The sequence below is a fragment of the Knoellia koreensis genome (assembly GCF_013041615.1).
In the GTDB taxonomy this organism is placed as follows: Bacteria; Actinomycetota; Actinomycetes; order Actinomycetales; family Dermatophilaceae; genus Pedococcus; species Pedococcus koreensis.
This window is the reverse complement of record NZ_JABEPQ010000002.1, coordinates 303,480-329,506: the sequence shown is the minus strand read 5'-3', so window position 1 is coordinate 329,506 and position 26,027 is coordinate 303,480. Positions and strand designations below refer to the sequence as shown.

Annotated in this window: 23 protein-coding genes; 13 read left to right on the top strand and 10 right to left on the bottom strand. The window is 70.8% G+C overall.

All coding sequences use genetic code 11. From position 1 onward, the window contains the following. Positions 1-129 precede the first annotated feature (129 nt). The 5 genes from HJG52_RS09925 (at position 130) to secA (ending at position 6,901) form a co-directional block, all read left to right on the top strand. Positions 130-804, top strand: a complete 675-nt coding sequence (locus tag HJG52_RS09925) for a response regulator (protein WP_430413341.1) — start codon at positions 130-132, stop codon at positions 802-804. Next, the gene (locus HJG52_RS09920) at positions 801-2,021 is read left to right on the top strand and encodes a winged helix-turn-helix domain-containing protein (protein WP_171243439.1); all 1,221 of its coding nucleotides are present in this window, start codon (positions 801-803) and stop codon (positions 2,019-2,021) included. Before HJG52_RS09925 ends, HJG52_RS09920 begins: the two co-directional genes overlap by 4 nt. Before the next feature lie 55 nt (positions 2,022-2,076). Then, complete coding sequence (locus HJG52_RS09915) at positions 2,077-3,447, top strand: MFS transporter (RefSeq protein WP_171243438.1); 1,371 nt, start codon at positions 2,077-2,079, stop codon at positions 3,445-3,447. Positions 3,448-3,475: 28 nt separating this feature from the next. Next, positions 3,476-3,763, top strand: a complete 288-nt coding sequence (locus tag HJG52_RS09910; protein WP_171243437.1) for a GNAT family N-acetyltransferase — start codon at positions 3,476-3,478, stop codon at positions 3,761-3,763. Positions 3,764-3,934: 171 nt separating this feature from the next. Next, entirely contained in the window at positions 3,935-6,901 is a 2,967-nt protein-coding gene (gene secA / locus HJG52_RS09905; RefSeq protein WP_171243436.1) for a preprotein translocase subunit SecA, read from the top strand. Positions 6,902-7,007: 106 nt separating this feature from the next. Here secA and HJG52_RS09900 read toward each other — a convergent pair whose 3' ends face one another. Together HJG52_RS09900 and HJG52_RS09895 are read right to left on the bottom strand one after the other, a co-directional pair. Continuing rightward, complete coding sequence (locus tag HJG52_RS09900; protein WP_171243435.1) at positions 7,008-7,541, bottom strand: Rv3235 family protein; 534 nt, start codon at positions 7,539-7,541, stop codon at positions 7,008-7,010. Next, entirely contained in the window at positions 7,538-8,425 is an 888-nt protein-coding gene (locus HJG52_RS09895; RefSeq protein WP_171243434.1) for a LysM peptidoglycan-binding domain-containing protein, read from the bottom strand. The genes HJG52_RS09900 and HJG52_RS09895 overlap by 4 nt, the downstream gene beginning before the upstream one ends. 153 nt (positions 8,426-8,578) lie before the next feature. Between HJG52_RS09895 and HJG52_RS09890 the strand changes: the two genes are divergently transcribed. Beyond that, positions 8,579-9,127 (top strand): hypothetical protein, encoded by a 549-nt coding sequence (locus HJG52_RS09890; protein WP_171243433.1) that lies wholly within the window; start codon positions 8,579-8,581, stop codon positions 9,125-9,127. A gap of 184 nt (positions 9,128-9,311) precedes the next feature. On the opposite strand, the gene HJG52_RS09885 is transcribed toward HJG52_RS09890, so the two are convergent. Beyond that, complete coding sequence (locus HJG52_RS09885) at positions 9,312-9,536, bottom strand: helix-turn-helix domain-containing protein (protein ID WP_171243432.1); 225 nt, start codon at positions 9,534-9,536, stop codon at positions 9,312-9,314. A gap of 264 nt (positions 9,537-9,800) precedes the next feature. Here HJG52_RS09885 and HJG52_RS09880 point away from each other — a divergent pair, with 264 nt between their 5' ends. Continuing rightward, positions 9,801-10,469: a CpaB family protein gene (locus tag HJG52_RS09880; RefSeq protein ID WP_171243431.1), complete on the top strand. Its 669-nt coding sequence runs from the start codon at positions 9,801-9,803 to the stop codon at positions 10,467-10,469. Continuing rightward, on the top strand, positions 10,466-11,725 hold the full coding sequence (locus HJG52_RS09875) for a CpaE/TadZ family protein (protein WP_171243430.1): 1,260 nt from the start codon (positions 10,466-10,468) through the stop codon (positions 11,723-11,725). Before HJG52_RS09880 ends, HJG52_RS09875 begins: the two co-directional genes overlap by 4 nt. 6 nt (positions 11,726-11,731) lie before the next feature. Here HJG52_RS09875 and HJG52_RS09870 read toward each other — a convergent pair whose 3' ends face one another. Both HJG52_RS09870 and HJG52_RS09865 read right to left on the bottom strand, forming a co-directional pair. Continuing rightward, entirely contained in the window at positions 11,732-13,054 is a 1,323-nt protein-coding gene (locus HJG52_RS09870; RefSeq protein WP_171243429.1) for a hypothetical protein, read from the bottom strand. Beyond that, a complete protein-coding gene (locus HJG52_RS09865) occupies positions 13,051-13,521 on the bottom strand; it encodes a cupredoxin domain-containing protein (RefSeq protein WP_346767668.1) in 471 nt (156 codons plus the stop codon). The genes HJG52_RS09870 and HJG52_RS09865 overlap by 4 nt, the downstream gene beginning before the upstream one ends. 40 nt (positions 13,522-13,561) lie before the next feature. Here HJG52_RS09865 and HJG52_RS09860 point away from each other — a divergent pair, with 40 nt between their 5' ends. The 3 genes from HJG52_RS09860 to HJG52_RS09850 are packed head-to-tail and all read left to right on the top strand — an operon-like array spanning position 13,562 to position 16,403. Further along, on the top strand, positions 13,562-14,983 hold the full coding sequence (locus HJG52_RS09860) for a wax ester/triacylglycerol synthase family O-acyltransferase (RefSeq protein ID WP_171243427.1): 1,422 nt from the start codon (positions 13,562-13,564) through the stop codon (positions 14,981-14,983). After that, the gene (locus HJG52_RS21590) at positions 14,980-15,981 is read left to right on the top strand and encodes a patatin-like phospholipase family protein (protein WP_171243426.1); all 1,002 of its coding nucleotides are present in this window, start codon (positions 14,980-14,982) and stop codon (positions 15,979-15,981) included. The genes HJG52_RS09860 and HJG52_RS21590 overlap by 4 nt, the downstream gene beginning before the upstream one ends. After that, positions 15,978-16,403, top strand: coding sequence for a DUF6912 family protein (locus HJG52_RS09850; RefSeq protein ID WP_171243425.1), 426 nt, complete (start codon positions 15,978-15,980; stop codon positions 16,401-16,403). Before HJG52_RS21590 ends, HJG52_RS09850 begins: the two co-directional genes overlap by 4 nt. 82 nt (positions 16,404-16,485) lie before the next feature. On the opposite strand, the gene HJG52_RS09845 is transcribed toward HJG52_RS09850, so the two are convergent. After that, complete coding sequence (locus HJG52_RS09845; RefSeq protein ID WP_171243424.1) at positions 16,486-17,334, bottom strand: alpha/beta fold hydrolase; 849 nt, start codon at positions 17,332-17,334, stop codon at positions 16,486-16,488. A gap of 77 nt (positions 17,335-17,411) precedes the next feature. On the opposite strand from HJG52_RS09845, the gene pruA reads away from it, so the two are divergent. Further along, complete coding sequence (gene pruA / locus HJG52_RS09840) at positions 17,412-19,040, top strand: L-glutamate gamma-semialdehyde dehydrogenase (RefSeq protein WP_171243423.1); 1,629 nt, start codon at positions 17,412-17,414, stop codon at positions 19,038-19,040. 183 nt (positions 19,041-19,223) lie between these two features. Here the strand turns inward: pruA and HJG52_RS09835 are convergent, their stop codons facing one another. The 4 genes from HJG52_RS09835 to HJG52_RS09820 all read right to left on the bottom strand — a co-directional run bounded on the left by HJG52_RS09835 (position 19,224) and on the right by HJG52_RS09820 (position 20,885). Continuing rightward, complete coding sequence (locus HJG52_RS09835) at positions 19,224-19,715, bottom strand: DUF2505 domain-containing protein (RefSeq protein WP_171243422.1); 492 nt, start codon at positions 19,713-19,715, stop codon at positions 19,224-19,226. Positions 19,716-19,796: 81 nt separating this feature from the next. Further along, on the bottom strand, positions 19,797-20,309 hold the full coding sequence (locus HJG52_RS09830) for a hypothetical protein (RefSeq protein WP_171243421.1): 513 nt from the start codon (positions 20,307-20,309) through the stop codon (positions 19,797-19,799). Then, complete coding sequence (locus HJG52_RS09825; RefSeq protein ID WP_171243420.1) at positions 20,306-20,632, bottom strand: hypothetical protein; 327 nt, start codon at positions 20,630-20,632, stop codon at positions 20,306-20,308. The genes HJG52_RS09830 and HJG52_RS09825 overlap by 4 nt, the downstream gene beginning before the upstream one ends. Before the next feature lie 97 nt (positions 20,633-20,729). Beyond that, entirely contained in the window at positions 20,730-20,885 is a 156-nt protein-coding gene (locus HJG52_RS09820; RefSeq protein ID WP_171243419.1) for a DUF6131 family protein, read from the bottom strand. Between the two features lie 267 nt (positions 20,886-21,152). On the opposite strand from HJG52_RS09820, the gene HJG52_RS09815 reads away from it, so the two are divergent. Continuing rightward, positions 21,153-26,024 carry an NAD-glutamate dehydrogenase gene (locus tag HJG52_RS09815; protein ID WP_171243418.1) on the top strand — a complete coding sequence of 1,624 codons (4,872 nt, stop codon included), beginning with the start codon at positions 21,153-21,155 and terminating at the stop codon, positions 26,022-26,024. Positions 26,025-26,027 lie beyond the last annotated feature (3 nt).

Sequence of the window (26,027 nt, the reverse complement as noted above, 5' to 3'; positions counted from 1 at the left end):
GGTCGCCGGCAGTGGTGACCGAGGTGGTGACGGCGCGTCCGGGATTCGCGGGACGTCCACGGCGAAAGACGTACTCCGCCGTCACCGCAGCGTGACAAGATGACCGGCGTGAGGGAGCAAGGGGAAGGTGTGTCGGGCGATCCCATCAGGGTGGTGATCGCCGACGACCACGTGCTGTACCGACGGGGTCTGCAGATGGTCGTGTCGCAGGACGACGACATCGACATCGTGGGGGAGGCCGGGGACGGCAAGGAGGCCATCGACCGCACGGTCGAGCTGTTGCCCGACGTCGTCCTGATGGACGTGCGTATGCCGCACACCTCCGGCATCGAGGCCTGCGCCCGCATCAAGGAGCTCGTGCCCTCGACCAAGATCATCATGCTCACGATGTCCGACGAGGAGTCCGACCTCTACGAGGCGGTCAAGGCGGGCGCCAACGGCTACCTGCTCAAGGACGTCCCCGGTGAGGAGATCGCCGACGGCATCCGCGCCGTCCAGAGCGGTGACTCGCTCATCTCGCCGTCGATGGCGTCCAAGCTGCTGGCCGAGTTCGCGCTGATGAGCCGCCGGCAGAACGACCGCCCCGCATCCGTGGATGCGCCCCGCCTCACCGAGCGAGAGCTCGAGGTGCTGCGGCTCGTCGCGCGCGGCCTGGCCAACAAGGAGATCGCGGCCGAGCTGTTCATCTCGGAGAACACCGTCAAGAACCACGTCCGCAACATCCTCGAGAAGCTCCAGCTCCACTCGCGGATGGAGGCGGCGATGTACGCCGTCCGCGAGAACCTCCTCGAACCGGACGAATGACGGGGCCCGCACCCGTCCGACTCACCAAGGCCCAGGCCCGGCGCATCGCGCTCGCGGCCCAGGGCTTCCTCGACCCGCGCCCCGCTCCGGGCGAGGCGACCATGCGCCACCTCCAACGGGTCATCGACCGGGTGCAGGTCGTGCAGATCGACAGCGTCAACGTTCTCACCCGCAGCCAGTACCTCCCGTTCTTCTCCCGCCTCGGCCCCTACGACACGGCGCTGCTCGACCGGGCTCGCGACCGCGCGCCCCGCCGGCTCGTGGAGTACTGGGCCCACGAGGCGTCGCTCGTGCCCCCGACGACGTGGCCACTGCTCGACTTCCGCATGCAGCGCGCCCACGCCGACGCCTGGGGCGGTATGCAGGCCGTGGCCCGCAACCACCCCGAGCTCGTGGAGGCGGTCTTCGACGAGGTGCAGCGCCGCGGCCCCATCACCTCGCGCCAGCTCGAGGCCGCGCTTGAGCACGACCTCCCGCGCGCCAAGGACAACTGGGGCTGGAACTGGTCGCTCGTGAAGAACGCTCTCGAGCACCTCTTCTGGGGTGGTCGCATCACGTCCGCGGGGCGCACCAGTCAGTTCGAGCGCCGGTATGCCGCGTTGTCACGCGTGCTCCCGCGTCCCGTCCTCGACGTGGCCGAGCGGGCGCAGGACCGCCCGCCCCACGAGGTGGCCTTCCGTGAGCTGATCCGGCTCTCGGCCCGGGCGCACGGTGTCGGCACCGAGCAGTGCCTGCGTGACTACTTCCGGCTCAAGCCGGAGCAGGCCAGACCGGCCATCGAGTCGCTCGTCGCCGAGGGGGCGCTCGTGCCGGCCACGATCGAGGGGTGGCGCCGACCGGCATACCTCGACCCCTTGGCCCGGCGACCGCGCAAGGTGCGCGCGCAGGCGTTGCTCAGCCCCTTCGACTCGCTCATCTGGCAGCGGGACCGGACCGCCGCGCTGTTCGGGTTCGACTACCGGCTCGAGATCTATGTGCCTGCACCGCAACGGGTCCACGGCTACTACGTCCTGCCGTTCCTCTTCGGCGAACACCTCGTCGCGCGCTGCGACCTCAAGGCCGACCGCGTCGCCGGGGTGCTGCGGGTGCACGCGGTCCACTGGGAGCCGGGTGCGCCGCCCGAGGCCCGGCCGGCGCTCGAGGGGGAGCTCGAGGCGATGGCCGGCTGGCTCGGCCTCACCGGGGTCGTTGCAGGGTGTGTGGCGGGATCTGGCTGACGGCTGGCCGTTTCGCGCATGTCCGGCCGGGCATCGTGGCAGATAGCGTGCGACCGTGACCGTTCCTGCCGCCGGTGCTGCGGCTGACACCACGGAAGCGCCAGCCCGCCACACGCCCCGGATCCACCGCGCCTGGTGGGTCGCCCTCGTGGTCCTGGGCGCGCTGGTGGCCGCCGCGGGGTTCCGCTCCTCGACCGGTGCGCTGCTCGTGCCGCTCGAGACCGAGTTCGGCTGGTCGCGGGCCACCACCTCCGGTGCGGTCACGGCCAACCTCGTGGTCTACGGCCTCACCGCGCCCTTCGCGGCGGCGTTGATGGAGCGCTTCGGCATCCGCCGGGTCGTGGTCTCCTCACTGCTGCTCGTCGCTGTCGGCTCCGGCCTCACCACCGTCATGACGCAGGCGTGGCAGCTCTGGCTGCTGTGGGGCCTGGCCGTCGGCATCGGCACTGGGGCCATGGCGCTCGTCCTCGGCTCTGTCGTCGCCAACCGCTGGTTCGTCGAGGCGCGCCGCGGGCTGGTCACCGGAATCTTCTCCGCCGCAGGGGCGGCAGGCCAGCTCGTCTTCCTCCCCGGCATCGCCGCCCTCGCAACGGGGCCCGGCTGGCGGTGGGCAGCCCTCGTCGTCACCGGCGCGGCACTGCTGCTCGCGCCGATCGTCCTGCTGGTCGTGCGTGACCGCCCGGCCGACGTCGGCCTGCGCCCGTTCGGCGCCCCGGCGACCGGGACCGCCGGCGGTGACCACTCGGCATACCCCACCGTCACCGGCCCCGGGCCCGCGCGGCTCGCCCTGCGAACACTGCGCGACAGCGCCCGCTCGCCGGTCTTCTGGATCCTGTTCGGCACCTTCTGGATCTGCGGCTGGTCGACCAACGGCCTCATCGGCACCCACTTCATCCCTGCCGCCCACGACCACGGCATGCCGGAGACGACCGCCGCCGGACTGCTCGCGCTGGTCGGCGTCTTCGACCTCGTCGGCACGATCGCCTCGGGGTGGCTCACCGACAAGGTCGACCCACGCTTCCTGCTGTGCGGCTACTACGGCTTCCGCGGGCTGTCGCTGCTGTTCGTCCCCGCGCTGCTCGGACCCGACATCCACCCGAGCCTGTTCCTCTTCATCGTGTTCTACGGGCTCGACTGGGTCGCCACCGTCCCGCCCACGATCGCGTTGTGCCGCAGGCACTTTGGCGTCGCGCGGTCGAGCGTCGTCTTCGGCTGGGTCTTCGCGGCGCACATGGTCGGGGCGGGCGTCGCGGCCTCGTATGCCGGGTGGGTGCGCCAGGGGACCGGGTCGTACGACACCGCGTGGCTCACCGCCGGCGGCCTGTGCCTCTTCGCCGCCCTGGCCTGTCTTGCGATCACCCGCACCCCGCAACGTGGCCTGTGGAACCCCGACCACGAGGAGACCGACGTCGCAGCCGTCGCCTGACCGGCGCCCGGGTGAGAGGGTGGTGGACATGGCAGACATCGAGGTCATCGACAACCCCGACGAGAGCCGCTTCGAGGCCAAGGTCGACGGCGAGGTCGCGGGCTTCGCGGCATACCGGCTCAGCGACGGGCGCATCGTCTTCACCCACACCGAGGTCGACGACGCGTACGGTGGCCAGGGCGTCGGCGGCGCCCTGGCGCGCGGCGCGCTCGACCAGGTGCGCGCGGCAGGGGACCGCCAGGTCGTCGCGCTCTGCCCCTTCATCGCCGCGTGGATCGACAAGCACCCCGACTACCAGGACCTCCTCGCCACCTGAGGCGCTCGCAGGGACGGAACAGGGGCGCCTCACCAAGCGTTCGGCTGGGGTAGGCGCCCGCTCGCGGCGGCGCCGTCCGGTGCTGGTCACCCGGGGTGAACGAGTCGACTAGCCTAGGTCGGGCTGCGCCACAGGGATGGCGTCGGCCGTGAACCATCCAGGAGAGACTTCGTGCCGAAGATCGTCGAAAAGCTGCTGCGCGCCGGTGAAGGCCGCGTCCTCAAGAAGCTCGAGGGCATCGCCGCCCAGGTGAACTCGATCGAGGAGGACTTCGAGAAGCTCAGCGACGCCGAGCTGCGCGCCGAGACCGACAGCTTCCGCAAGCGCCTCGCCGACGGCGAGACCCTCGACGACATCCTTCCCGAGGCGTTCGCGGCCGTTCGGGAGGCGTCCAAGCGCACCCTCGGCAAGCGCCACTTCGACGTCCAGATCATGGGTGGCGCCGCGCTGCACCTCGGCAACGTCGCCGAGATGAAGACCGGTGAGGGCAAGACCCTCGTCGCGACCCTGCCGTCCTACCTCAACGCCCTCGAGGGCAAGGGCGTCCACGTCGTCACCGTCAACGACTACCTCGCCGAGTACCAGTCCGAGCTGATGGGCCGCGTGCACCGCATGCTCGGCCTCGAGACCGGCGTCATCCTCGCGTCGATGACGCCCGAGCAGCGGCGCGCCGAGTACGCCAAGGACATCACGTACGGCACCAACAACGAGTTCGGCTTCGACTACCTGCGCGACAACATGGCCTGGTCCATGGAGGAGCTCGTGCAGCGCGGCCACAACTTCGCCATCGTCGACGAGGTCGACTCCATCCTCATCGACGAGGCCCGCACGCCGCTCATCATCAGCGGCCCGGCCGACGCGGCGACCAAGTGGTACACCGAGTTCGCCCGCATCGCCCAGAAGCTCACCCGCGGTGAGCTCGAGTCCGGCGAGGGCGACTACGAGGTCGACGAGAAGAAGAAGACCGTCGGTGTCCTCGAGGCCGGCATCGCCAAGGTCGAGGACTACCTCGGCATCGACAACCTCTACGAGTCCGTCAACACCCCGCTCATCGGCTACCTCAACAACGCCATCAAGGCCAAGGAGCTGTTCAAGCGGGACAAGGACTACGTCAACATGAACGGCGAGATCCTCATCGTCGACGAGCACACCGGCCGCATCCTCGCCGGCCGTCGCTACAACGAGGGGATGCACCAGGCGATCGAGGCGAAGGAGGGCGTCGACATCCAGAACGAGAACCAGACGCTCGCCACGATCACCCTGCAGAACTACTTCCGCATGTACGACAAGCTCTCCGGCATGACCGGCACGGCCATGACCGAGGCCGCCGAGCTCAACTCGATCTACAAGCTCGGTGTCGTGCCGATCCCGACCAACCGCCCGATGATCCGCAAGGACCAGCCCGACCTCGTCTACCGCACCGAGGAGGCCAAGTTCAACGCCGTCGTCGAGGACATCGTCGAGCGGCACAAGGAGGGCCAGCCGGTGCTCGTCGGCACCACCTCGGTCGAGAAGAGCGAGTACCTCTCCGACCAGCTGCGCCGCAACGGTGTGCCGCACGAGGTGCTCAACGCCAAGCAGCACGAGCGTGAGGCGGCGATCGTCGCGCAGGCCGGCCGCAAGGGTGCGGTCACCGTCGCCACCAACATGGCCGGTCGAGGCACCGACATCATGCTCGGCGGCAACCCCGAGTTCATGGCCGTCGCCACCCTCAAGCAGCAGGGCCTCGACCCCGAGGAGACCCCGGAGGAGTACGAAGCCGCCTGGGACGGCGCCCTCGCCAAGGCCGAGGAGGCCGTCCGGGCCGAGCACGACGAGGTCACCCAGCTGGGTGGGCTCTACGTCCTCGGCACCGAGCGGCACGAGTCGCGCCGCATCGACAACCAGCTCCGTGGTCGCTCCGGCCGCCAGGGTGACCCGGGTGAGTCGCGCTTCTACCTCTCGCTGCAGGACGACCTGATGCGGCTGTTCAACGCGGCGATGGTCGACCGGTTCATGACGACCGCCAAGATGGACGACGACGTGCCGATCGAGTCCAAGATGGTCAGCCGCTCGATCCAGAGCGCGCAGGCCCAGGTCGAGGGCCGCAACTACGAGATCCGCAAGAACGTCCTCAAGTACGACGACGTCCTCAACCGCCAGCGCACCGTCATCTACGACGAGCGCCGCCGCGTCCTGGAGGGGGAGGACCTCGAGGAGCAGGTGCGCCTGTTCATCAACGACGTCGTCAACGGCTACATCGACGCCGAGACCGCCGAGGGCTTCTCTGACGACTGGGACTACGAACGCCTCTGGACGGCACTCAAGACGCTGTACCCCGTGTCCGTGACCCCCGAGGAGGTGGCCGAGGCCGCCGGTGGTCGCGGCAGCATCAGCGCCGACGACCTGCGTGAGCAGATCACCTCCGACGCACACCACGCCTACGACGCCCGCGAGGCCGAGCTCGGCGAGGAGGTCATGCGCGAGGTCGAGCGCCGGGTCGTGCTCTCCGTCCTGGACCGCAAGTGGCGCGAGCACCTCTACGAGATGGACTACCTCCAGGAGGGAATCGGCCTGCGCGCCATGGCCCAGCGTGACCCGCTCGTGGAGTACCAGCGCGAGGGCTTCCAGCTGTTCCAGGCGATGATGGAGTCGATCAAGGAGGAGTCGGTCGGCTACCTCTTCAACGTCCAGGTCGACGTCGACCAGCAGCAGGCCGCGGCGCCGGCGGTGCAGCCGGTCAGCGTCACCGACATGCTCGCCGGGTCGGGTGTCGGCAGCGACGCCACCGCCGCGGGCGGGCAGGACGCACAGGACGCTCAGGGTGGCCGTGAGAGCGGCGCGCCCGAGCAGGGCGAGCCGGACCAGCCCGAGCAGGAGCGGGTCGACGCGCTCGCGGCGACCGCACCGGCCGCTGACCCCACGGCGGAGCCGGTGGCGCAGCACCCGACGTTCCGGGCCAAGGGCCTGGAGGAGCCGCAGCGTCGCCAGCAGCAGCTGCAGTACTCCGCGCCCACCGAGACCGGCGAGGTCGAGCACCGGGTCGGCTCGGCGCAGGACGAGCTGAGCGAGGACCAGCTCAAGGGCGTCTCCCGCAACGGCCCGTGCCCGTGCGGTTCCGGCAAGAAGTTCAAGATGTGCCACGGCCGCAAGGCCTGAGCCAGCAGGCAGAAGCACGAGCGGCCGGCGCGGGGGAGGCCTCGCACCGGCCGCTTCGCGTTGTGCCGCACCACGATTCGGTATGCCGCGTGGTTGGCTCCCGCGGTCAGCCCACCTGGAGTGCCTCGACACGCCAGCGCCCGTCGAGCCCGACCATCCGGAACGCCACGGCGCGCACCCGGCTGCCGTCGACCACGACCGCGCTGACCTCGGCAACCCCGTCGGCGGGCTCGCAGACCCGCACCCGGCGCACGACGGTGCGGCGCACCTCGCTGCCCGTCCGGCGCGAGCCCGCCCGCCGGGCCGACACGACCGCGCGCCGCGCGACCACGGCATACACCTCGGGCACGGTCCATCGCAGGAGCTGCGGCGCGGGCCGGGAGCCGGCCATCACCTCGACCAGTGCCTGTGCGACATGGGCGCCCCACTCCTGCGGGTCGGGCAGGTCGTCGCGTCGGGTCGGCTGGGCGCCGAAGAGCTGCTCGTCGGTGAGGGTCGTGAAGTCGACCGCGAGGGCGTCCTGGATGTACGGGGACGGTGCGGCGTCCGACGGTGACCACTCGGGATCGGGGATCACCGGCGGGCGCTGACGGGGCGCAGGCAGGATGCGGATGGGTCGCAGCTGCCCCTGGGCGCTCATCGGGTCACCGCCGTCCGGCTGCCGGGGACCTGCAGGACCATTCCGGGGTGGAGCAGATGAGGGTCGTCACCGATGACGTCGCGGTTGGCGGCATACCAGCGGGGCCACGCGCGGGCGATCTCGGCGTCACTGGCTCCGGCGTCGAGGTGCCGAGCCGCGATGGCCCACAGGCTGTCGCCACGTCGCACGACCACCGATCCCTCCTCGGCGCCGTCCGCGACGCGTCCGGTGACCAGCTCGGGTGAGGGCTGAGGTCGCACCAGGGGGCGGGTCGGCGTCCACCCCGGTGGAGCGATGTCGCTCGTCGGGGCGACCGGCGACGTCGCGGCCGGCGTCGGCTCGCTGGTCGGCTCGCTGGTCGGCCCGGTGGTCGCTGCACTGGTCGGCGCGCTCGTCGGCGCCGTCGAGGTGAAGCCCGGACCCGCGGGCGGGAGGGGCATCGCGGTCGTGGCGGTCGCGGATGGCGTCGACGAGGCAGCGGCGGACGCGCTGAACCCCGGGGCGGGGACGACCGAGTCGCCGACCGCGCTGGCGGGCGCTGCCACGGCGCCGACCACGGCCCCCACGAGCACGGCGGCCAGCCGCTGGGTCACGACCGGGGTCCACCGGCCGCTCGCCGCGCGGGCCAGCGCGCCCACCCGACCGGGCAGGTGGCCGAGCACCCCGATGACCAGACCGAGGCCGAGCCACACGGCCAGGGCAAGGGCGGTCGCCGCGGCGAGCGCGGCAACGACCTCGTCGAGGCTGCTCGGGCCAGGGGCGGCGACCCGGTCCCAGAGCGAGCGCGTGAGGGCGCCGAGGGCGAGGATCGCCAGCCCCGTGGCCACGAGCGCGGCCAGTGCGGTGGTGAGGACGCGGGTGGGTGTGCGGTCCGTGGTCGTCATGGTGGCCCCCATTCAGCCAATATGGCTGTTTGCGTTCGTTTGCGTGTGACTGAGGCTAGCCAGCCTTGGTTGACTGCGCAAGCCTGAGGATCTCGCTAGGCTCGCCGACACCCGGACCGCCCACGGAGCCGGACAGTTCGAAGGAGCGACCGGATGCGCTGGGAGGACCTGTTCTCCGACCTGGAGTCGCAGTGGGATGCGGAGCAGCGCCGCGAGCTCGACGCCGAGGTCGCCGACCGCACCCGGCGCGAACGCGCCGCGATCGGGCTCTACGAGCGGCTCTCGGCTGCCCGGGGCGAGCAGGTCGATGCCGTCCTGGTCTCCGGAGTACGGGTCAGCGGGCCGGTCGCCGATGTCGGGGACGGGTGGGTCCTGCTGTCGGACCCGCGGCCGTCGGCGCAGCCGATGGTGGTGCCGTTCGGGGCGCTGGTCTCGCTCGTCGGCCTCCGGCCGCGGGCCGCGGGCCAGGGGATGGGCCGGTCGTTCGGCCTGGGGTACGTGCTGCGCGGGCTGAGCCGGGACCGGGCGGTCGTCGCCGTCACGGACCTCACCGGCGCGGTCACCACGGGCACGATCGACGCCGTCTGGTCGGATGCGTTGGAACTCGCCGAACATGCCGCTGACCTGCCGCGACGTCCCGAGAACGTCACCGGTCGGCGGGTCGTGCCGTTCACCGCGCTGGTCCTGGTGCGCCCTGCCTGACGGCCCGGCGACCGTGCCGCGGCACCGGGGGCAACCCGTCAGGTGGGGCTGCCGACCCACGCCGGCGGCGACGCGCGGGGTCGCCTGCGGGTGCCCGTGACATGGCCCCGGGAGAGCCCCCACCAAGAGCCACCGGGGTGGCCCACCCCCGTCGTGGGCCACCCCGGTGAACAGATGTTGTCGGTCAGTCCTGGCCCTGACCGAACGGGTGCGCGGCGACGAAGTTCTTGGTCTCGTTGTACATCCGCTGGATGTAGCTCTCGAGCTCCGCGACCTCGACCCGCCACTGGCCGCGCCCGCCGACCTTGATCGCGGGCAGCTCGCCGGACCGCACCAGGGCGTACGCCTGTGCGGAGGAGATGTCCAGCACCTCGGACACCTCGGACAACTGGATGAAGCGCTTGGCCACAGCCAACCCCTCTCGACTGATCCCCACCCTGCTTGACGGGGGTCATACCTGCTCTTGACCAACTTTTTACCATGATCTTGCGTTCACGTCCGGTCGAACACGAAATTCTCTCAGAAACATTGGTCGAGGACGCCTGCGACTTTGGCCCTGTGGATGACCCCGCCGCTGTGGATTCGCACCACGCTGGACCACGTCGGTGCGCCATGATGGGCCCGCACCACCGCGAGGTGGCCGCCACCAGACCAGGACCAAGGGGGACGAACCGTGACGGATCTGCCCGTGCCCACTGCCAACCGCCTGCGCAAGCCGGGGTGGCGTGACACACGCCTGCTGATCGGTCTGGTACTGGTGCTCGCCTCCGTGGCCATGGGCTCGTACGTCGTGTCACGGGCCGACGACCGGGTACCCGTCTTCGCCGCAGGTAAACCACTGGTGCCCGGCCAGCCGCTCAGCGAGGACGACCTGGTCCGGGTCGACGTCCAGCTCGGCTCGCAGGATGCGCGTTACGTCTCCGCGACCTCCGGACTGCCCGCGGACCGGTTCGTCCTGCGGGAGGTGCCGGCCGGCGAGCTCGTCCCCCTGTCCGCCGTCGGTGGGCGCGACCAGGTCGACGTCCAGCCGCTGACGCTCAGCGTCGACGCCGGGTCGGCGGCCACGCTGCGGGTCGGCACCCGGGTCGACGTCTACGTCAACCCGGTCGACCGTGGCTCCTCGGGCGGCACCCGCTCCTACCGCGGTCCGGAGCTGGCCCTCAGCGGTGTCTCGGTGGCCGGCGTCGCCGACTCCTCCGGCAGCCTCGGCTCCAGCGGTGGCGACCGCGCCATCCAGGTGATGGCACCCACGGACCGCATCAAGGGCATCATCGGCGACGTCGACGCCGGCGCCCGCATCACGGTGGTCCCGGTCGTGTCCGCCGACGGGAAAGCCGGATGAGCCGGACCGTCCTCACCGCGGTTCCGGGCCCGTGGGAGTCCGACCTCGTCACGACCGTCGAGGGCACGGACGGGTATGCCGTGGTGCGCCGATGCGCGGACCTGCCCGACCTGCTCGCTGCGGCCGCCGCCGGCCTCGGCGAGGTGGCGTTGGTGTCGGCCGACCTGCGAGCGCTGGACCGTGCGGCCCTGCACGAGCTGACCCAGCACTCGGTGCTGGTCGCGGGAGTGGTCGCCCCGGGCGACGAGATGGGGGAGCGGCGGCTGCGCCAGCTCGGGCTCGAGGTCGTGGTCGTCGCCGACACCCCGGCGCCCGACCTGCAGGACCGGCTCGACGAGCTGACCGAGGGCGCCGGCACCGGCCTCAGCCCCGACGACGAGCCACCACCCGAGGAGCTGCCAGCAGCCGACCCCGACGCCGAACCGGGTCGCGTGCTCGCCGTCTGGGGCCCGACGGGTGCGCCCGGGCGCAGCACGGTCGCCCTGAACCTCGCGGTCGAGCTCGCCTCGCGCGCCCCGACCCTGTTGGTCGACCTCGACACCTACGGCTCGTCGCAGGCCCAGGCGCTGGGGCTGCTCGACGAGGCCCCGGGCGTCGCGGCAGCCTGTCGAGCCGCCGACCAGGGCACGCTCGACCTGCCGGCGCTCGCCCGCCTGGCACCCGAGGTGGGCGGCGGACTGCGCATCCTCACCGGCATACCGCGCGCCCACCGCTGGACCGAGTTGCGCGCCCCCTCCGTCGCCCACGTGCTGACCCTTGCCCGGCAGCTCGTGCGCTTCGTCGTCGTCGACTGCGGGTTCGGCATCGAGGACGACGAGGAGCTGTCCTACGACACCATCGCTCCACGCCGCAACGCCACCACGCTCACGACCCTCGAGGAGGCGGACGAGCTGGTGGTCGTCGGTGCCGGCGACCCCGTCGGTCTCCAGCGACTCGTGCGAGGGGTGCAGGACCTCGGTGTGGTCCCCACGCCGGCGTCGCGGGTTGTCGTGGTCAACAAGGTACGCGCCGCGGCGGTCGGGTCGCACCCCGAGCGGCGCATCAGTGAGGCGCTCGGCCGGTTCGCGGGCATGGACGACGTCGTCTTCCTCCCGTGGGACCCGGCCGCGGTCGACGGGGCCATGTTGGCGGGCACGTCACTGGCCGAGCACGCACCCCAGTCGCCCTTGCGGCGAGCCGTGACCAGCCTCGCCGATCGGTATGCCGCACAGCCGGTTTCGCGACGAGAGCGCGGCCGGGTGCGGCTGGGGCGTTGAGCCGCGTCAGGAGCTGAAGAGCAGGGTGAGCCCGCCGACGGTGTAGATGACCATGAGCACCAGTAGCGGCACCTGACCGGCCACGGCGGCCCGGCGCGGGAACAGCGCGAGCGCGCGCTCGTGCGCGACGACCACACCGAGCACGTGCCCGGTGATGATGGCGACAACCTGGATGGCGGCCACGAGGCTCGGCGTGATGAGAGCGGCCGCAGGGGTCACTCCTGCCGTGCCGAGCCAGTTCCCGCCCGTACCAAGGGGATCGGAGAACTTGGACAGGCCGTTGGTGCCCTCCCAGACCCACAGCGACCAGTAGTGGGCGATGAGGTAGCCGGCCGCGATGGGGATGAGTGACGGGGCGAACGCGCTGGCCACGCCGTGCCACGACACCCTGGCGAGCCGGGCCGACAGCCAGGCCGCGAGGGCCAGCGACCCGGCGACGACGAGGCACACCCCGAGCAGGCCGGCGGTCTCCCAGAGCCTCGGGAACGAGCGGCCCTGGACGAAGCCGTACCAGCGGGACTCGCCCGAGAACCCGTCGTACGCGGTGGTGCCCAGCAGGACCGCGCACACCGCGAGGAGTCCGCGGTCGAACCCGACCTGGAGCGGTCCGTGCAGCGGTGTGCGCCAGACCCACCGCCCGTCGGCCCGGCGCCCCAGGGGACTGAGCGTGCCGTAGAGGGACGACCACGCCGTGAACGCATCACCACGGCGCAGGTAGGGGCGGCCGAAGACGAGCGAAAGGATGACGCCGACGAGCAGGTAGCCGAAGACCGCCACCCGCAGCACGGGCAGGTCGGCGTTGTCCGGTGCGATCAGCTCGAGCCACACGAAGGCGGCCAGGCCGACCGCGGCGGGCCAGTAGCCGAGGCGGTACTCGGCCAGGGCGAAGTCGGGTTCGACGCGGGCGAGCCGCAACAGGCCGGCGTGCAGCCAGCGCAACGGGTTGACGAGGCGCCACACCCCGCCTACCAGCATCGACAGGAAGGCCAGGCCCACCCACAGCCAGACGTAGACCACGCTGGCCACGGGGTTGTTGGCGTTGTCCTTCCCGAAGACAAGTGACATGAGCGTCCAGGCTGCGACGAAAAGCGTTGCCAGCACGGCGATCCCGCGCAACGCGGGGGAGTCGAGGGCCAGGGCGAGCGTCTTGGGCACGAGCCGCCCGTCGGTGTCGCGCAGCCGTGGTGTCTTCCACAGCGCGCCCAACGCGACGAACGAGATGACGAGGGCGAGCCCGGCGCCGACCAGCAGGTAGGAGAACGGGAGGGGCAGGTCTTCGCGGGACCCGACGCCGTGTGCCGGAAGGGCGGCGAGGACGCCGAGGGTCACTGGACCGCGATCTTCAGCAGCCGCAGCTCGGGCTCGTGGGTCTCGACCTCGTAGACACCGGGGGCGTCACCCGTGAGCTCGACGGTCGTGGGCTGACCGGCCTTGAGGTTCTTCTCGATGTCGAAGCCGTGGATGTGCAGCACGTCGTCGTGGTCGCTCGTCACGGTCAGGGTGAGCTTCTCGCCCACCCCGAGCTTGACGGTGGCCGGTGCCGGGTCGACCTTCCTGCCGGTGATGGTGACCTCGACTGTGCGGCCGGCCGGCGTCGATGTCGACGAGCTCGACGCGGAGGTGGTCGACGTGGCACTGCTGGTGGGGCTGCCGGACGACGTCGGGTTCGACGACGTGGAGCTCGACGACGTGGCGCCGCCACCGCCCGCCGGGTCGCCACCTCCACACGCGGTGAGGGCGGTCACGAGGGCCAGCCCGGCGGCATACGACACGGCACGTCGAGAGGTCTTCGTCACGAATCGAAGTCTAGGGGGCCACTTCTGACACCATGTGGGGGTGCCCGACCGCCTCAACTCGCTCGACGCGTCGTTCCTCTATCTCGAGGAGGCGACGACCCCGATGCACGTCGGGTCGGTCATGGTGTTCGACCCGCCGAGCGACGGGTTCGACTACGACCGGCTGGTGCAGCTGATCTCGACGCGGATCGCGTTCGTCCCGCGCTACCGCCAGCGGGTGCGGCAGATCCCGGGCCGGCTGGCGAACCCGGTGTGGGTCGACGACGAGAACTTCGACGTGACCTACCACGTGCGCCGGTCCGCCCTGCCGAAGCCGGGAAGCGACGAGCAGCTGCAGGAGTTCGTCGCGCGGATCCAGCCGCGCGCCCTGGACCGCAACCGACCGCTCTGGGAGGTCTACCTCGTCGAGGGTTTGGCGCAGGGGCGGTTCGCGATCGTCACCAAGTCGCACCAGGCGCTCGTCGACGGCATCAACGCCGTCGACATCGCCCACGTCATCGTCGACGGAGACCCGGCGGCGGAGGGGCTGGTGACGGACACATGGCGTCCGTCGCGCGAGCCGAGCGACGTCGAGCTGCTCACCGGCGCGCTCGTCGACGTCGTGCGGCGACCGAGCGAGGTCATCGAGAACATCCGCGGCGGCATCGTCGACGTCAAGGCGGTCGGCTCGCGGGCGCTGTCGGCCGTGGGTGACGTCGTGTCGACGCTCGCCCGGACGGCCGCGCGGCCGGCGCCGCAGTCACCGCTCAACGCAACCGTCGGTGAGGCGCGGCGCTACGTCATGATCGGCACCGACCTCAAGGACTACCGCAAGGTCCGCACCCAGCTGACCCGCGGCAACTACGCCGACGACGTGACGATCAACGACGTGGTGCTGGCCACCATCGCCGGCGCGTTCCGGTCGTGGCTGCTCACCCGCGGCGAGGCCGTGCACCCCGGCACGACGGTGCGCGCCATGGTTCCGATCAGCGTCTACGACGACAACGGCGGTCACGTCGGCAGCCGGCTCACCGCCTCGTTCGTCGACCTGCCGGTGGGGGAGCCGGGACCGTCGATGCGGTTGCACCAGATCGCCTTCGCCATGCGCCAGCAGATGGAGGGCGGGCAGGCCGTGGGTGCGGAGTCGCTGGCCGGTCTCGCGGGCTTCGCGCCGCCGACGCTGCACTCGCTGGGCGCCCGCCTCGGGTCGGCGGTGTCGCGGCGGCTGTTCAACGTCGTCATCACCAACGTGCCCGGCCCCCAGCACACGTTGTATGCCGGTGACGCGCGCATGCTGTCGACCTACCCCGTGATGCCGCTCGCCCGCGGCCAGGCGCTCTCGATCGGGCTCACGTCCTACGACGGCGGGGTCTACTACGGGCTCAACGCCGATCGTGACTCGATGCCCGACATCGACGTGCTCGGGCAGAGCATCGTCGACTCCCTCGGGGAGCTGCTCGAGAGCCACCGGTCCAAGCGGTGAGCCCGCGCCGGTCGACCGCGGCTCCGCGTCGTGGGCTCGTGCTCGGGGGCGGTGGCGTGCTCGGCGCCGCGTGGATGGTGGGTGCCCTCAAGGCGCTCGAGGACGAGGTGGGCGTCGACGCTCGCGACTTCGAACAGATCGTGGGCACGTCGGCCGGTTCGGTGCTGGCGGCCCTGCTCGGGGCGGGCGTGCCGGTGGCCGACCTGCTGCACCACCAGCTCGTCGGCAGCATCGACACCGGACTGCTCGCGGGGTTCCTCTGGGACTACGACAACGACACCGGCGGCGACCGACCCGGCTGGCCCAAGGTGGGCGTCGGGTCGCGAGAACTGTTGCGGCGCAACGCACTTCACCTGCGAAGCCTGCCGCCGACGGCCGTGCTGTCGGCGATCATGCCCGAGGGGCGCGGCAGCATCGCAGCGGTCGGAGCCATGGTCGGGCACGTCGTCCCGACCGGCTGGGTGAAGCGGCCGGGCATCACGGCGGTGGCGCTGGACTACGACACCGGTGAGCGGGTCGCCTTCGGCCGTGAGGGGGCTCCCCAGGTCGACCTGCGCGACGCGGTGATGGCCTCCTGCGCGATCCCCGGCTGGTACCAGCCCGTCCGGATCGGGGACCACCGCTACATCGACGGTGGCGCCTGGTCGTCGACGAACCTCGACCTCATGGCAGGACTCGGGCTCGACGAGGTCTACGTGCTGGCCCCACAGGTGAGCTTCGTCAAGGACGCTCCGACCCAGTGGCGCACCCGCGTCGAACGACAGTGGCGCAACCGCGTGACCCTGCGGGCGCTGCGCGAGCTGCACCGCGTGCACCACGACGGCGCCGAGGTGACGATCCTGGGTCCGGGCGAGGAGGACCTCAAGGCCATAGGGTCCAACCTCATGGACGTCACCCGCAGGCCGCGCGTCATCGAGACCTCACTGCGCACGTCCGCGGTCGCCCTGCACGACCCGGCGCCGCTGCCCGACCGATCCGACTACGAGGACGTGGGATGAGCCAGACCCGGATCTACCTGCCCCTGACCGCCGCCGGCCTGCGTGCGCTCGCGAAGTCGCGCGAGGCCGGACCCGCCCCCGTTGCCGCGTATGCCGTGACGTCTCGGCTCGAGCGCGACAACCCCGCCGACCTGGCCGAGGAGGAGCTCGAGCACGCGGCCTTCACGGAGGCGGCCGAGGCGGCCTTCGCGTTGCAGGGGAACGAGATCGGCAAGCGGGTCATCGCGGCCGCCGACGTCGACCCGGCCTCGGTCGAGCCGGACGGCACCCGCGACGAGACGTCCGCCGTGACCGTCTCCGAGCCGGTGCCGCTGCGCCGCATCGTGTCGTTCCACCTCGACGAGACCGCCGGTGACACCGGCCTGGACGACCTGCTGTGGTACGACGCCACCGAGCTCGACGAGGTCCTGCGTCTCCTCTGACCGGGCGTCCGCATCCCTCACCCCTGACCCCTCACCCCGCGCGCTTGCTTGCGTCTGCGTCAACGGTGGCTAGAGCAACCACTCACGCAGACGTCACGCGGTCGGCAGGGGTGAGGGCGCGGGCGAGGAAGGGGTCGACCAGGGCGTGGTAGTCGTCGGGCACGTCACGGCGGATGCAGTGCCCCGAACCCGGCACCACGCGAATCACCAAGTGGGGATTGTCGATGCGCCCGGCCCGCTCGCGGACGTCAGGAGTCACCGGGCCGCCCCGCCCGGCGAGCAGCGCCAACGTCGGCACCCGGATCGACGCCAGCAGCTCGTCCCACGGCGCCACGAGGGACGCGACACCGAGCGCCAGGAAGGCGGTGTCCACCTGGGTCTTGGACTCCGCCCAGGGACCGAACTCCGACTCGGGCCAGGTCGGGTTGTCGCGGCGTCCCTCGGCCAGCTGGGCGTCGGGGTCGTCGTGCCAGGCCTGCACGTCGGCCAGTCGCTCACGGATCACGTCCGGCCCCTGCACGCGCAACGCGGGGTCGCGCCAGGCCGGGTCCTCCAGCACCGCCGCCGCGACCAGGTCCGGCCGGCGGGCAGCCAGCGCCGTGGCGACCCCGCCACCCATGGAGTGCCCGACGACAGCGACCGGACCCCCTCGGTCGGCGACGATCCGGGCGACGGTGGCCTCGGCGGCGGCATACATCTGCTCCATCGGGTCGGCAGAGGTGAGCTGCTCCGGTGTGAAGCGTGGCGACCTCCCGTGACCGAGCAGGTCGACCCCCACGACGCGGTGTGCCGGCGACCACCGTCGCACGGCGTCCGGCCAACAGTCGCCGGAGTCGCCGAGACCGTGGAGCAGCACGATGGTCGGCGTCGCCGGGTCGGCGGGGCCGGCCCAGCGGTAGGTGAGGGTGGCGCTTTCGTCGGCGGTCGGCATACGTGTCACCATAAGTGGGGCCGGGATCACCGCTCCGGCACGCCATGTCTTCGCAACCCCGAGGAGTCCAGTCCGCCATGGATGCCGTCACCCAGGTGCCCGCCCCGTACAACGAGCCCGTGCTCGACTACGCCCCCGGCAGCCCCGAGCGGGCCAAGCTCGAGGTCGCCCTGGCGGAGCTGGGCAGCAACCCGATCGACCTGCCGCACACCATTGACGGCAAGCGGGTCATGGGTTCGGGACGCAAGATCGAGGTGCGTCAGCCGCACGCCCGCCGCAAGGTGCTCGGCACGATGCGCAACGCCAGCGTCGGCGACGCGCAGGCAGCCGTCGACGCCGCCAAGGCCGCGGCGCCCGGCTGGCGCGCGCTGTCCTTCGACGACCGCGCCGCCATCCTGCTCAAGGCAGCGGACCTGCTCGCCGGCCCGTGGCGTGCCCACCTCAACGCGGCCACCATGCTCGGCCAGAGCAAGACGGCATACCAGGCAGAGATCGACTCCGCCTGCGAGCTGATCGACTTCTGGCGCATCAACGTCGACTTCGCCCGGCAGATCCTCGCCGAGCAGCCGCCGCTCAACGCCCACGGCGTCTGGAACCGCACCGACCACCGGCCGCTCGAGGGCTTCGTCTACGCCATCACGCCGTTCAACTTCACCGCCATCGCCGGCAACCTCCCGACGGCTCCGGCGCTGATGGGCAACACCGTCGTGTGGAAGCCGTCGCCCACCCAGCAGTTCGCCGCGCACCTCACCATGTCGCTGCTCGAGGCGGCCGGCATGCCGCCCGGCGTGATCAACATGGTTACCGGCGACGGCCTCAACGTCTCCAAGGTCGCGCTCTCCGACCCCGACTTCGCGGGCCTGCACTTCACCGGCTCGACCGCGACGTTCCAGCACTTGTGGCGCGAGATCGGCACCAACATCACGAGCTACCGGACCTACCCGCGCATCGTCGGCGAGACCGGCGGCAAGGACTTCATCCTCGCCCACCCATCGGCCGACCCGGACGTCCTGCGCACCGCGATGATCCGCGGCGCGTTCGAGTACCAGGGCCAGAAGTGCTCCGCCGCCTCGCGCGCCTACGTGCCGCGCAGCCTGTGGCGCAAGATCAAGGCGGACCTCGTCTCCATCACCGAGGGCCTGCAGCAGGGCGACGTCACGGACCTGTCGAACTTCATGGGCGCCGTCATCGACGAGCGCGCATTCGACAAGCACAGCAAGGCAATCGACCGCGCGCACGCCACCTCCGGCGTCGACGTCGTCGCCGGCGGCACCTACGACGACAGCGAGGGCTGGTTCGTCCGCCCGACCGTCCTGGAGATCGACGACCCGACCGACGAGTCGTTCCGCACCGAGTACTTCGGCCCGATCCTGTCGGTCCACGTCTACCCGGACCGCCAGTTCGACAAGGTGCTCGACCAGATGGAGTCGTTCGCGCCCTACGGCCTCACCGGCTCGATCATCGCCCAGGACCGCACCGCGATCGCCGACGCCACGAACCGGCTGCGCTTCGCCGCGGGCAACTTCTACATCAACGACAAGCCCACCGGCGCGGTCGTGGGCCAGCAGCCGTTCGGCGGCGGCCGCGCGTCCGGCACCAACGACAAGGCCGGCGCCGCCCAGAACCTCTTCCGCTGGACGAGCTCGCGCTCGATCAAGGAGACGTTCAACCCGCCGACCAACCACACCTACCCGCACATGGGCTGACGCCCCACGCGCGACAAGGCCCGGAACCTCATCGGTTCCGGGCCTTGTCGTGGGTATGCCGCGTGTTCACCTCGCCCGCTTCCCTCGCCACAGCTTTTCCGCGTGATGCTGGAAGTGTGAGGTTCACTCGCATTAGTAGACCGAGCGAAGCCAGCTTTCCCGCGTGACGCGGAAAAGCTGAGGTCAGCGGCCGAGCCACTCCTTGGCGGTCTGGGTCTCGATCGTGATGGCCTCCTCGATGGGGGGCGCGGCCGCCTTCTCGATCTTGCCGCCGATGAGCGGCACGCCGGCCTTGAGGTCGGCGTCCAAGGTCTCGACCGTCCCGGCCGAGGACGGCTTCAGGGACAGCTTGCCCTTGAGGGTGATCGGCGCGCCGGGCACCGACATCTCGACGGTGCCGGTGCGGCTGCCGTCGCTGCCCGCGCCACTCCAGGTCTGGGTCTCCTGCACTTTGAGGGTGTCGCCGATCATCGACCGGGCGAAGTCGGGCAGGTCGTCCGACGGCAGCACGCGCTCGGTGGTGATGACGGTCTGGTCACCCTTGGTCTCCACGTTCGCGGAGTGCGAGATCGCCGCAGTGGCAGCGCACTTGGCGTCCTGGAAGGCGGGATCGGCGAGTACCGCGAACACCTCCGCGGGCGGGGCGGCGTACTCGATCGTGCGGGCGATCTTCATGCAAGGTCTCCTCGAGGCGGATCGTCGGTGGAACGGGCAGGCCCGGCCCCCGCCAACCCTAGTGCGCCGGCTCCTGCGAGGTCAGCCGCGCAGGGACTCGGCCTCGCGACCCAGTGCCTCGGTCGACTCCTGCAGCAGCTGGACCAGCCGGTGCCGTCGCCGGCTGAGGATCGTCGCGGCCGTGTCGAGCTCACGCTGCAGGTCGTCAAGCGCCCTGGCCTGGTCGCTGGCGGCCCCTTCGTCGGCAACGCCGGCCACGCCCCACTGGGGAGCCACGGTGCCACGCCGGTGGGTGAGCCCAGCCGACTCGGCGCGGTGACCGACGGTCCGAGCCACGGCCACGCCCTCACCCAGGTCCTGGGCGTGGTCCTGCAGGGCAGCCCCGACCCGGTCGAGCTGGGTCACGGTGCGCTCGACGGTGGTTGCCAGCTGGTCGCAGCGGCGTCGTGCGCGCACCAGCGCAGCACCGCCGCGAGGCTGGTCCGCGGGCAGGGCGGCCCGCAGCCGCCGTTCGTCGCGGCGCAGCTGCTCGGCCAGCCGTCGAAGGCTCGAGCCGACCTGGGAGATCGACGCCGGGTCACCGGTCAGGGTCACCGCGACCTCCTGGTGCTGACGTCCTCGCGCAGCGGTGCACCCGGCCCGTCGGGTGCGCTCGCCCCGACACCGGTCGGGCGAACCCTGCCGCATCCGGCGATGCGCAGGGTCGCCTCGAGCTCACCCGCGGACGCCTCGACCTCACGCAGCAGGTCGGCGAGCTGCTCAAGGTAGGTGTCGAGCGCGCGTTGGGTGTCCCGGTCGCCGGTCACGGGGAACAGGTCGAGGGCGTCGTCGACGCCCGACCCCGCGCCCTCGCGCAGTGACGCGAGGGCCGCGCCCAACGCGGAGGTGAGGTCCGCTGGTCCCGGCTCCGACGGCATACCCCCACTGTAGTGAGAAGACGCGAAGAGACCCCCGCGGTTCCCACAGGCCCCGCGAGGGTCTCGTCGTCAGGTGGCGGGCCCCTGGCCCGCTACGTCAGAACCAGGTCTTCCGTCCGCCGATCTCGCGCCCGGCGGCGCCCAACAGCGTGAGGATCAGCCCGACGACGACGAGGATGATGCCGATCGTCGTGAGGATGCTGATGCTGGCCAGCCAACCGATGAGGATGAGGATGACTCCGAGGATGATCACTGTGGGCTTCCTTTCAGCCACTGATGGGGACAGTCCAGCCAAGCACCGGTTCCGCGATTTCGCACGCTGGGCGCGCGCGTGACCTGCGAAAACATCGAAAATCGTGCTGCCGGGGCCGGTTGGAGGAGGCAGTCCGGCAGGGGGCGACAGGGGCCGTCCAAAGGCCGGGTGCCCGCCTGCGGAGGTGAGCGATAGTCTCAGTCCTCGGATGCACATCGCCGTGCCTCCTCGTGGGTACTTCGAGACGTGAGGATGAAGCCGACCGACATGTCTGGGTCGCTGGAGCAGTCCCGTCAGCAGCTGTTGCGCAGCGCCGCCGAGCGCGCGGACCACGCAGGAGGCAAGGGGGTCGAGGAGTTCCTGCGGGCGTACTACCGCCACGTCGCGACCGAGGACCTGCTGGCCCGCGCGCCCGAGGACCTGCTCGGTGCCGCCCTGTGCCACAAGGAGCTCGCGCAGAGCCGGCCGGTCGGCACCGCCAAGGTCGACGTCTTCAACCCCGAGGTCGACGAGCAGGGCTGGGCCAGCGGGCACACCGTCATCCAGATCGTCACCGACGACATGCCGTTCCTCGTCGACTCGGTGACCTCCGAGCTGCTGCGCATGGACCGGCTCGTGCACCTCGTCGTGCACCCCGCGATGACCGTGCGCCGGGACGCCGCGGGCGAGCTGCAGGAGGTGCTGCTCGACGGGGCGAGCGACGACGGCCAGTTCGGGCAGGTGCGCGAGTCGTGGATGCACCTGGAGATCGACCGGGACAGCGACCAGGAGGACCGCGACGAGATCGCGGCCAACCTGCGCAAGGTGCTCGGCAACGTGCGCGAGTCGGTCGAGGACTGGCCCAAGATGAAGGCGACCTGCCAGCAGCTGGCGGCCGACCTCGAGAAGTCGCCGCCGGCCGGCATACCCGCCGCCGAGGTGGACCAGGCACGCGAGCTGCTCGACTGGCTCGCCGACAACCACTTCACCTTCCTCGGCTACCGCGAGTACGCCCTGCACCGCGGCGAGGACGTCGACCGGCTCGAGGCCGTCCACGGCACCGGGCTGGGGCTGCTGCGCTACGACCCCAAGGGGGACGGCGTCACGCTGTCCGAGCAGGCGCGCCAGGTGGCACGGGCCAAGGAGCTCGTCATCATCACCAAGGCCAACTCGCGGGCGACGGTGCACCGCAACACCTACCTCGACTACGTCAGCGTCAAGCAGTTCGACGACCAGGGCCAGGTGACGGGGGAGAAGCGCTTCCTCGGCCTGTTCACCTCCAGCGCCTACACCGAGTCGGTCACCCGGGTGCCGGTGTTGCGCGACAAGGTCGAGGCGATCTTCGAGCGCAGTGGCTTCCTGCCCGACTCGCACTCCGGCAAGGACCTGCTCGAGGTGCTCGAGACCTACCCGCGCGACGAGCTGTTCCAGGCCGACGTCGACGAGCTCTACGACAACGCGACCGCCGTGCTCTACCTCCAGGAGCGGCGCAAGACCAAGCTGTTCCTGCGGCGTGACCGCTTCGGCCGGTTCGTGTCGTGCCTGGTCTACATCCCGCGCGACCGCTACAACACCTCGGTCCGCCTCAAGATGGAATCCATTCTGCGTCAAGCATTTCCGGGCGCGACGGTCGACTACACGACCCGGGTGTCGGAGTCGGTGCTGGCCCGCCTGCACTTCGTCGTGCGGGTGCCGGCGGGTGAGTCGATCCCGTCGGTCGACGAGTCGGTGCTCGAGCGGCAGCTCGTCGACGCGACCCGCACCTGGGACGAGGACCTCAGCGAGGCCGGGCGCAGCGAGCACGGCGAGGAAGCGGCAGCGCGGCTGACCGGGCTGTATGGCCGCGCCTTCCCGGAGGCCTTCAAGGAGGACTTCTCGCCGCGGGTCGGCATCGCCGACATCCGCCACATGGAGGGCCTCGCCGACGCCGACGCGACCGGCCTGAACATGTACCAGGAGCCTGGCGCCCCGGCGACCGAGCGCCGGTTCAAGCTCTACCGGCGGCAGCCGTTGTCGCTCACCGCGATCCTGCCGATGTTCACCCACATGGGTGTCGAGGTCGTCGACGAGCGGCCGTACGAGATCCAGCGCGGCGACGGCGTGACGATGTACGTCTACGACTTCGGGCTGCGGGTGCAGGGCGAGAAGGTGTGGGCCGGCGACGGCGGGCGCGACCGGCTTCGCGAGCTCTTCCAGGACGCCGTCGGAGCCGTGTGGCGGGGCCAGGCCGAAAGCGACGGCTTCAACGCGCTCGTCCTCGGCGCCGGGCTGACGTGGCGGCAGGTCGTCATCCTGCGCACGGTCGCGAAGTACCTGCGCCAGACCGGGTCGACGTTCAGCCAGGACTATGTCGAGTCGGCGCTCGTGCAGAACCGTGGGCTGGCCGGAAAGCTGGTGTCCCTCTTCGAGACTCGTTTCGACCCGAGCCGGTATGCCGGTGGGGCGGGTGGGGAGCGCGAGGCCGCCGAGGCGGCGGTCGTGGAGGAGATCACCAAGGGTCTCGACGAGGTCAGCTCGCTCGACCAGGATCGCATCATCCGCGCCTTCCTCGGCGTGATTCAGGCGACGCTGCGGACGAACTTCTACCAGGCCGGCGAGGACGGTGAGCCCAAGCCGTACGTCTCGATCAAGCTCAACCCCAAGAAGGTGCCCGACCTGCCGGCGCCGCGGCCGCAGTTCGAGATCTTCGTCTACTCGCCGCGGGTCGAGGGCGTGCACCTGCGGTTCGGGCCGGTGGCGCGTGGTGGCCTGCGCTGGTCGGACCGGCGCGAGGACTTCCGTACCGAGATCCTCGGTCTGGTCAAGGCGCAGATGGTCAAGAACGCCGTCATCGTGCCGACCGGCTCCAAGGGTGGCTTCTACGCCAAGCAGCTGCCCGACCCGGCCGTCGACCGCGACGCCTGGCTGGCCGAGGGCATCGAGTCCTACAAGGTCTTCATCTCCGGGCTGCTCGACGTCACGGACAACCGTGAGGGCACTGAGATCGTGCCGCCCGCGAACGTCGTGCGGCACGACGAGGACGACCCCTACCTCGTCGTCGCGGCCGACAAGGGCACGGCGACCTTCTCCGACATCGCCAACGGGGTCGCGCAGTCCTACGGCTTCTGGCTGGACGATGCCTTCGCCTCTGGTGGCTCCGCCGGCTATGACCACAAGGCCATGGGCATCACTGCGCGTGGTGCGTGGGAGTCGGTGAAGCGGCACTTCCGTGAGATGGGTGTCGACAGCCAGTCCGAGGACTTCACGGCGGTCGGCATCGGGGACATGTCGGGCGACGTCTTCGGCAACGGAATGCTGCTGTCCGAACACATCCGTCTCGTGGCGGCATTCGACCACCGGCACATCTTCATCGACCCGGATCCCGTTGCGGCGTCAAGCTTTGCCGAGCGCAAGCGGCTGTTCGAGCTGCCGCGTTCGTCCTGGGCCGACTACGACACCTCGCTCATCAGCAAGGGTGGTGGCGTCTTCGCCCGGTCGCTCAAGGCCATCCCCGTCACGCCCGAGATGGTGGAGGCGCTGGGCCTGCCCAAGGGCACGACGACGATGACGCCGGCCGAGCTGATGAAGGCGATCCTCCAGGCGCCGGTCGACCTCTTGTGGAACGGCGGCATCGGCACCTACGTCAAGGCCGCCAGCGAGACCAACGCCGACATCGGCGACCGGGCCAACGACGCCATCCGGGTCGACGGCAAGGAGCTGCGGGTCAAGGTCGTCGGGGAGGGCGGCAACCTGGGCCTGTCCCAGCTCGGCCGCATCGAGGCCGCGCTGAACGGCGTGCGGGTCAACACCGACGCCATCGACAACTCGGCCGGGGTGGACACCTCCGACCACGAGGTCAACATCAAGATCCTGCTCACGGGCCTCGTCAAGGGCGGTGACATGACGCTCAAGCAGCGCAACACCCTGCTCGCGTCGATGACCGATGACGTTGCGGCACAAGTGCTTCGCGACAACTACGAGCAGAACGTCCTGCTGGGCAACGCCCGCGCCCAAGAGCACCCGATGCTGCCGGTGCACCAGCGGCTCATCCACTGGCTGGAGGAGCGCGGCGACCTCGACCGAGCGCTGGAGTTCCTGCCGACCGATGCCGAGATCGACCAGCGGTTCGCCGACGGGCTCGGTCTCAAGTCGCCCGAGTTCTCGGTACTCGTCGCCTACGCCAAGCTGGCCCTCAAGGACGACCTGCTGCCGACCGAGCTGCCGGATGACCCGTGGTTCCAGCAGACGCTGACCGACTACTTCCCGCCGGCGCTGCGCGAGGAGTATGCCGAGCAGCTCGCCGAGCACCCGCTGCGCCGCGAGATCATCACCAACTCGGTGGTCAACTCGATGGTCAACCGGGGCGGCATCACCTTCGCCTTCCGGGCCATGGAGGAGACGGGCGCGACGCCGGAGCAGATCGCCCGGGCGTTCGTGGTGGCGCGCGAGATCTTCGACTTGCCAGGCTTCGTGGCCCAGGTGGAGGCGCTCGACAACAAGCTCCCCACCGAGGTCCAGAGCCAGCTCTACCTCGAGTTCCGCCGGCTCATCGACCGCTCGATCCGCTGGTTCCTCACCTCGCGACCCTCGCGGCTCGACGTCGCGAGCGAGGTGCAGCGGTTCCGGCCGGTGGTGGCCGAGTTCGCGCCGAAGATCCCCGAGCTGCTCAAGGGGGCCGAGCTCAAGCGGCTCGAGCGCAATGCCGCCAAGCTCGAGAAGCTCGGTGTGACCGAGGAGCTCGCCGTCCAGTCCGCCAGCCTGCTCGACCAGTACTCGCTGCTCGACATCGTCGACATCGCGACTGACACGGGCGCGGCTCCGGCCGACGTCGCGCGGCTCTACTTCGTGCTGTCGGAGAAGTTCGGCATCGACGCCATGCTCACCCGGGTCACGGGCCTGCCGCGCGACGACCGGTGGGACGCGCTGGCTCGCGGTGCGCTTCGTGACGACCTGTATGCCGTGTTGGAGAGCTTGGTGCGCAGCGTCATGGACGCGTCGTCGCCCGATGCCGAACCGGTCGCTCGCTACGAGCAGTGGGCCAAGGCGAACGCCGAGTCGCTGACGCGAGCCAAGTCGGCCCTGGCCGGCATCGAGAAGCTCGACAAGCCCAACATCGCCGCACTCTCGGTGGCCCTGCGCACCCTGCGCTCGGTCATCCGCTCCGGCGCCGCGACCTCCTGAGAG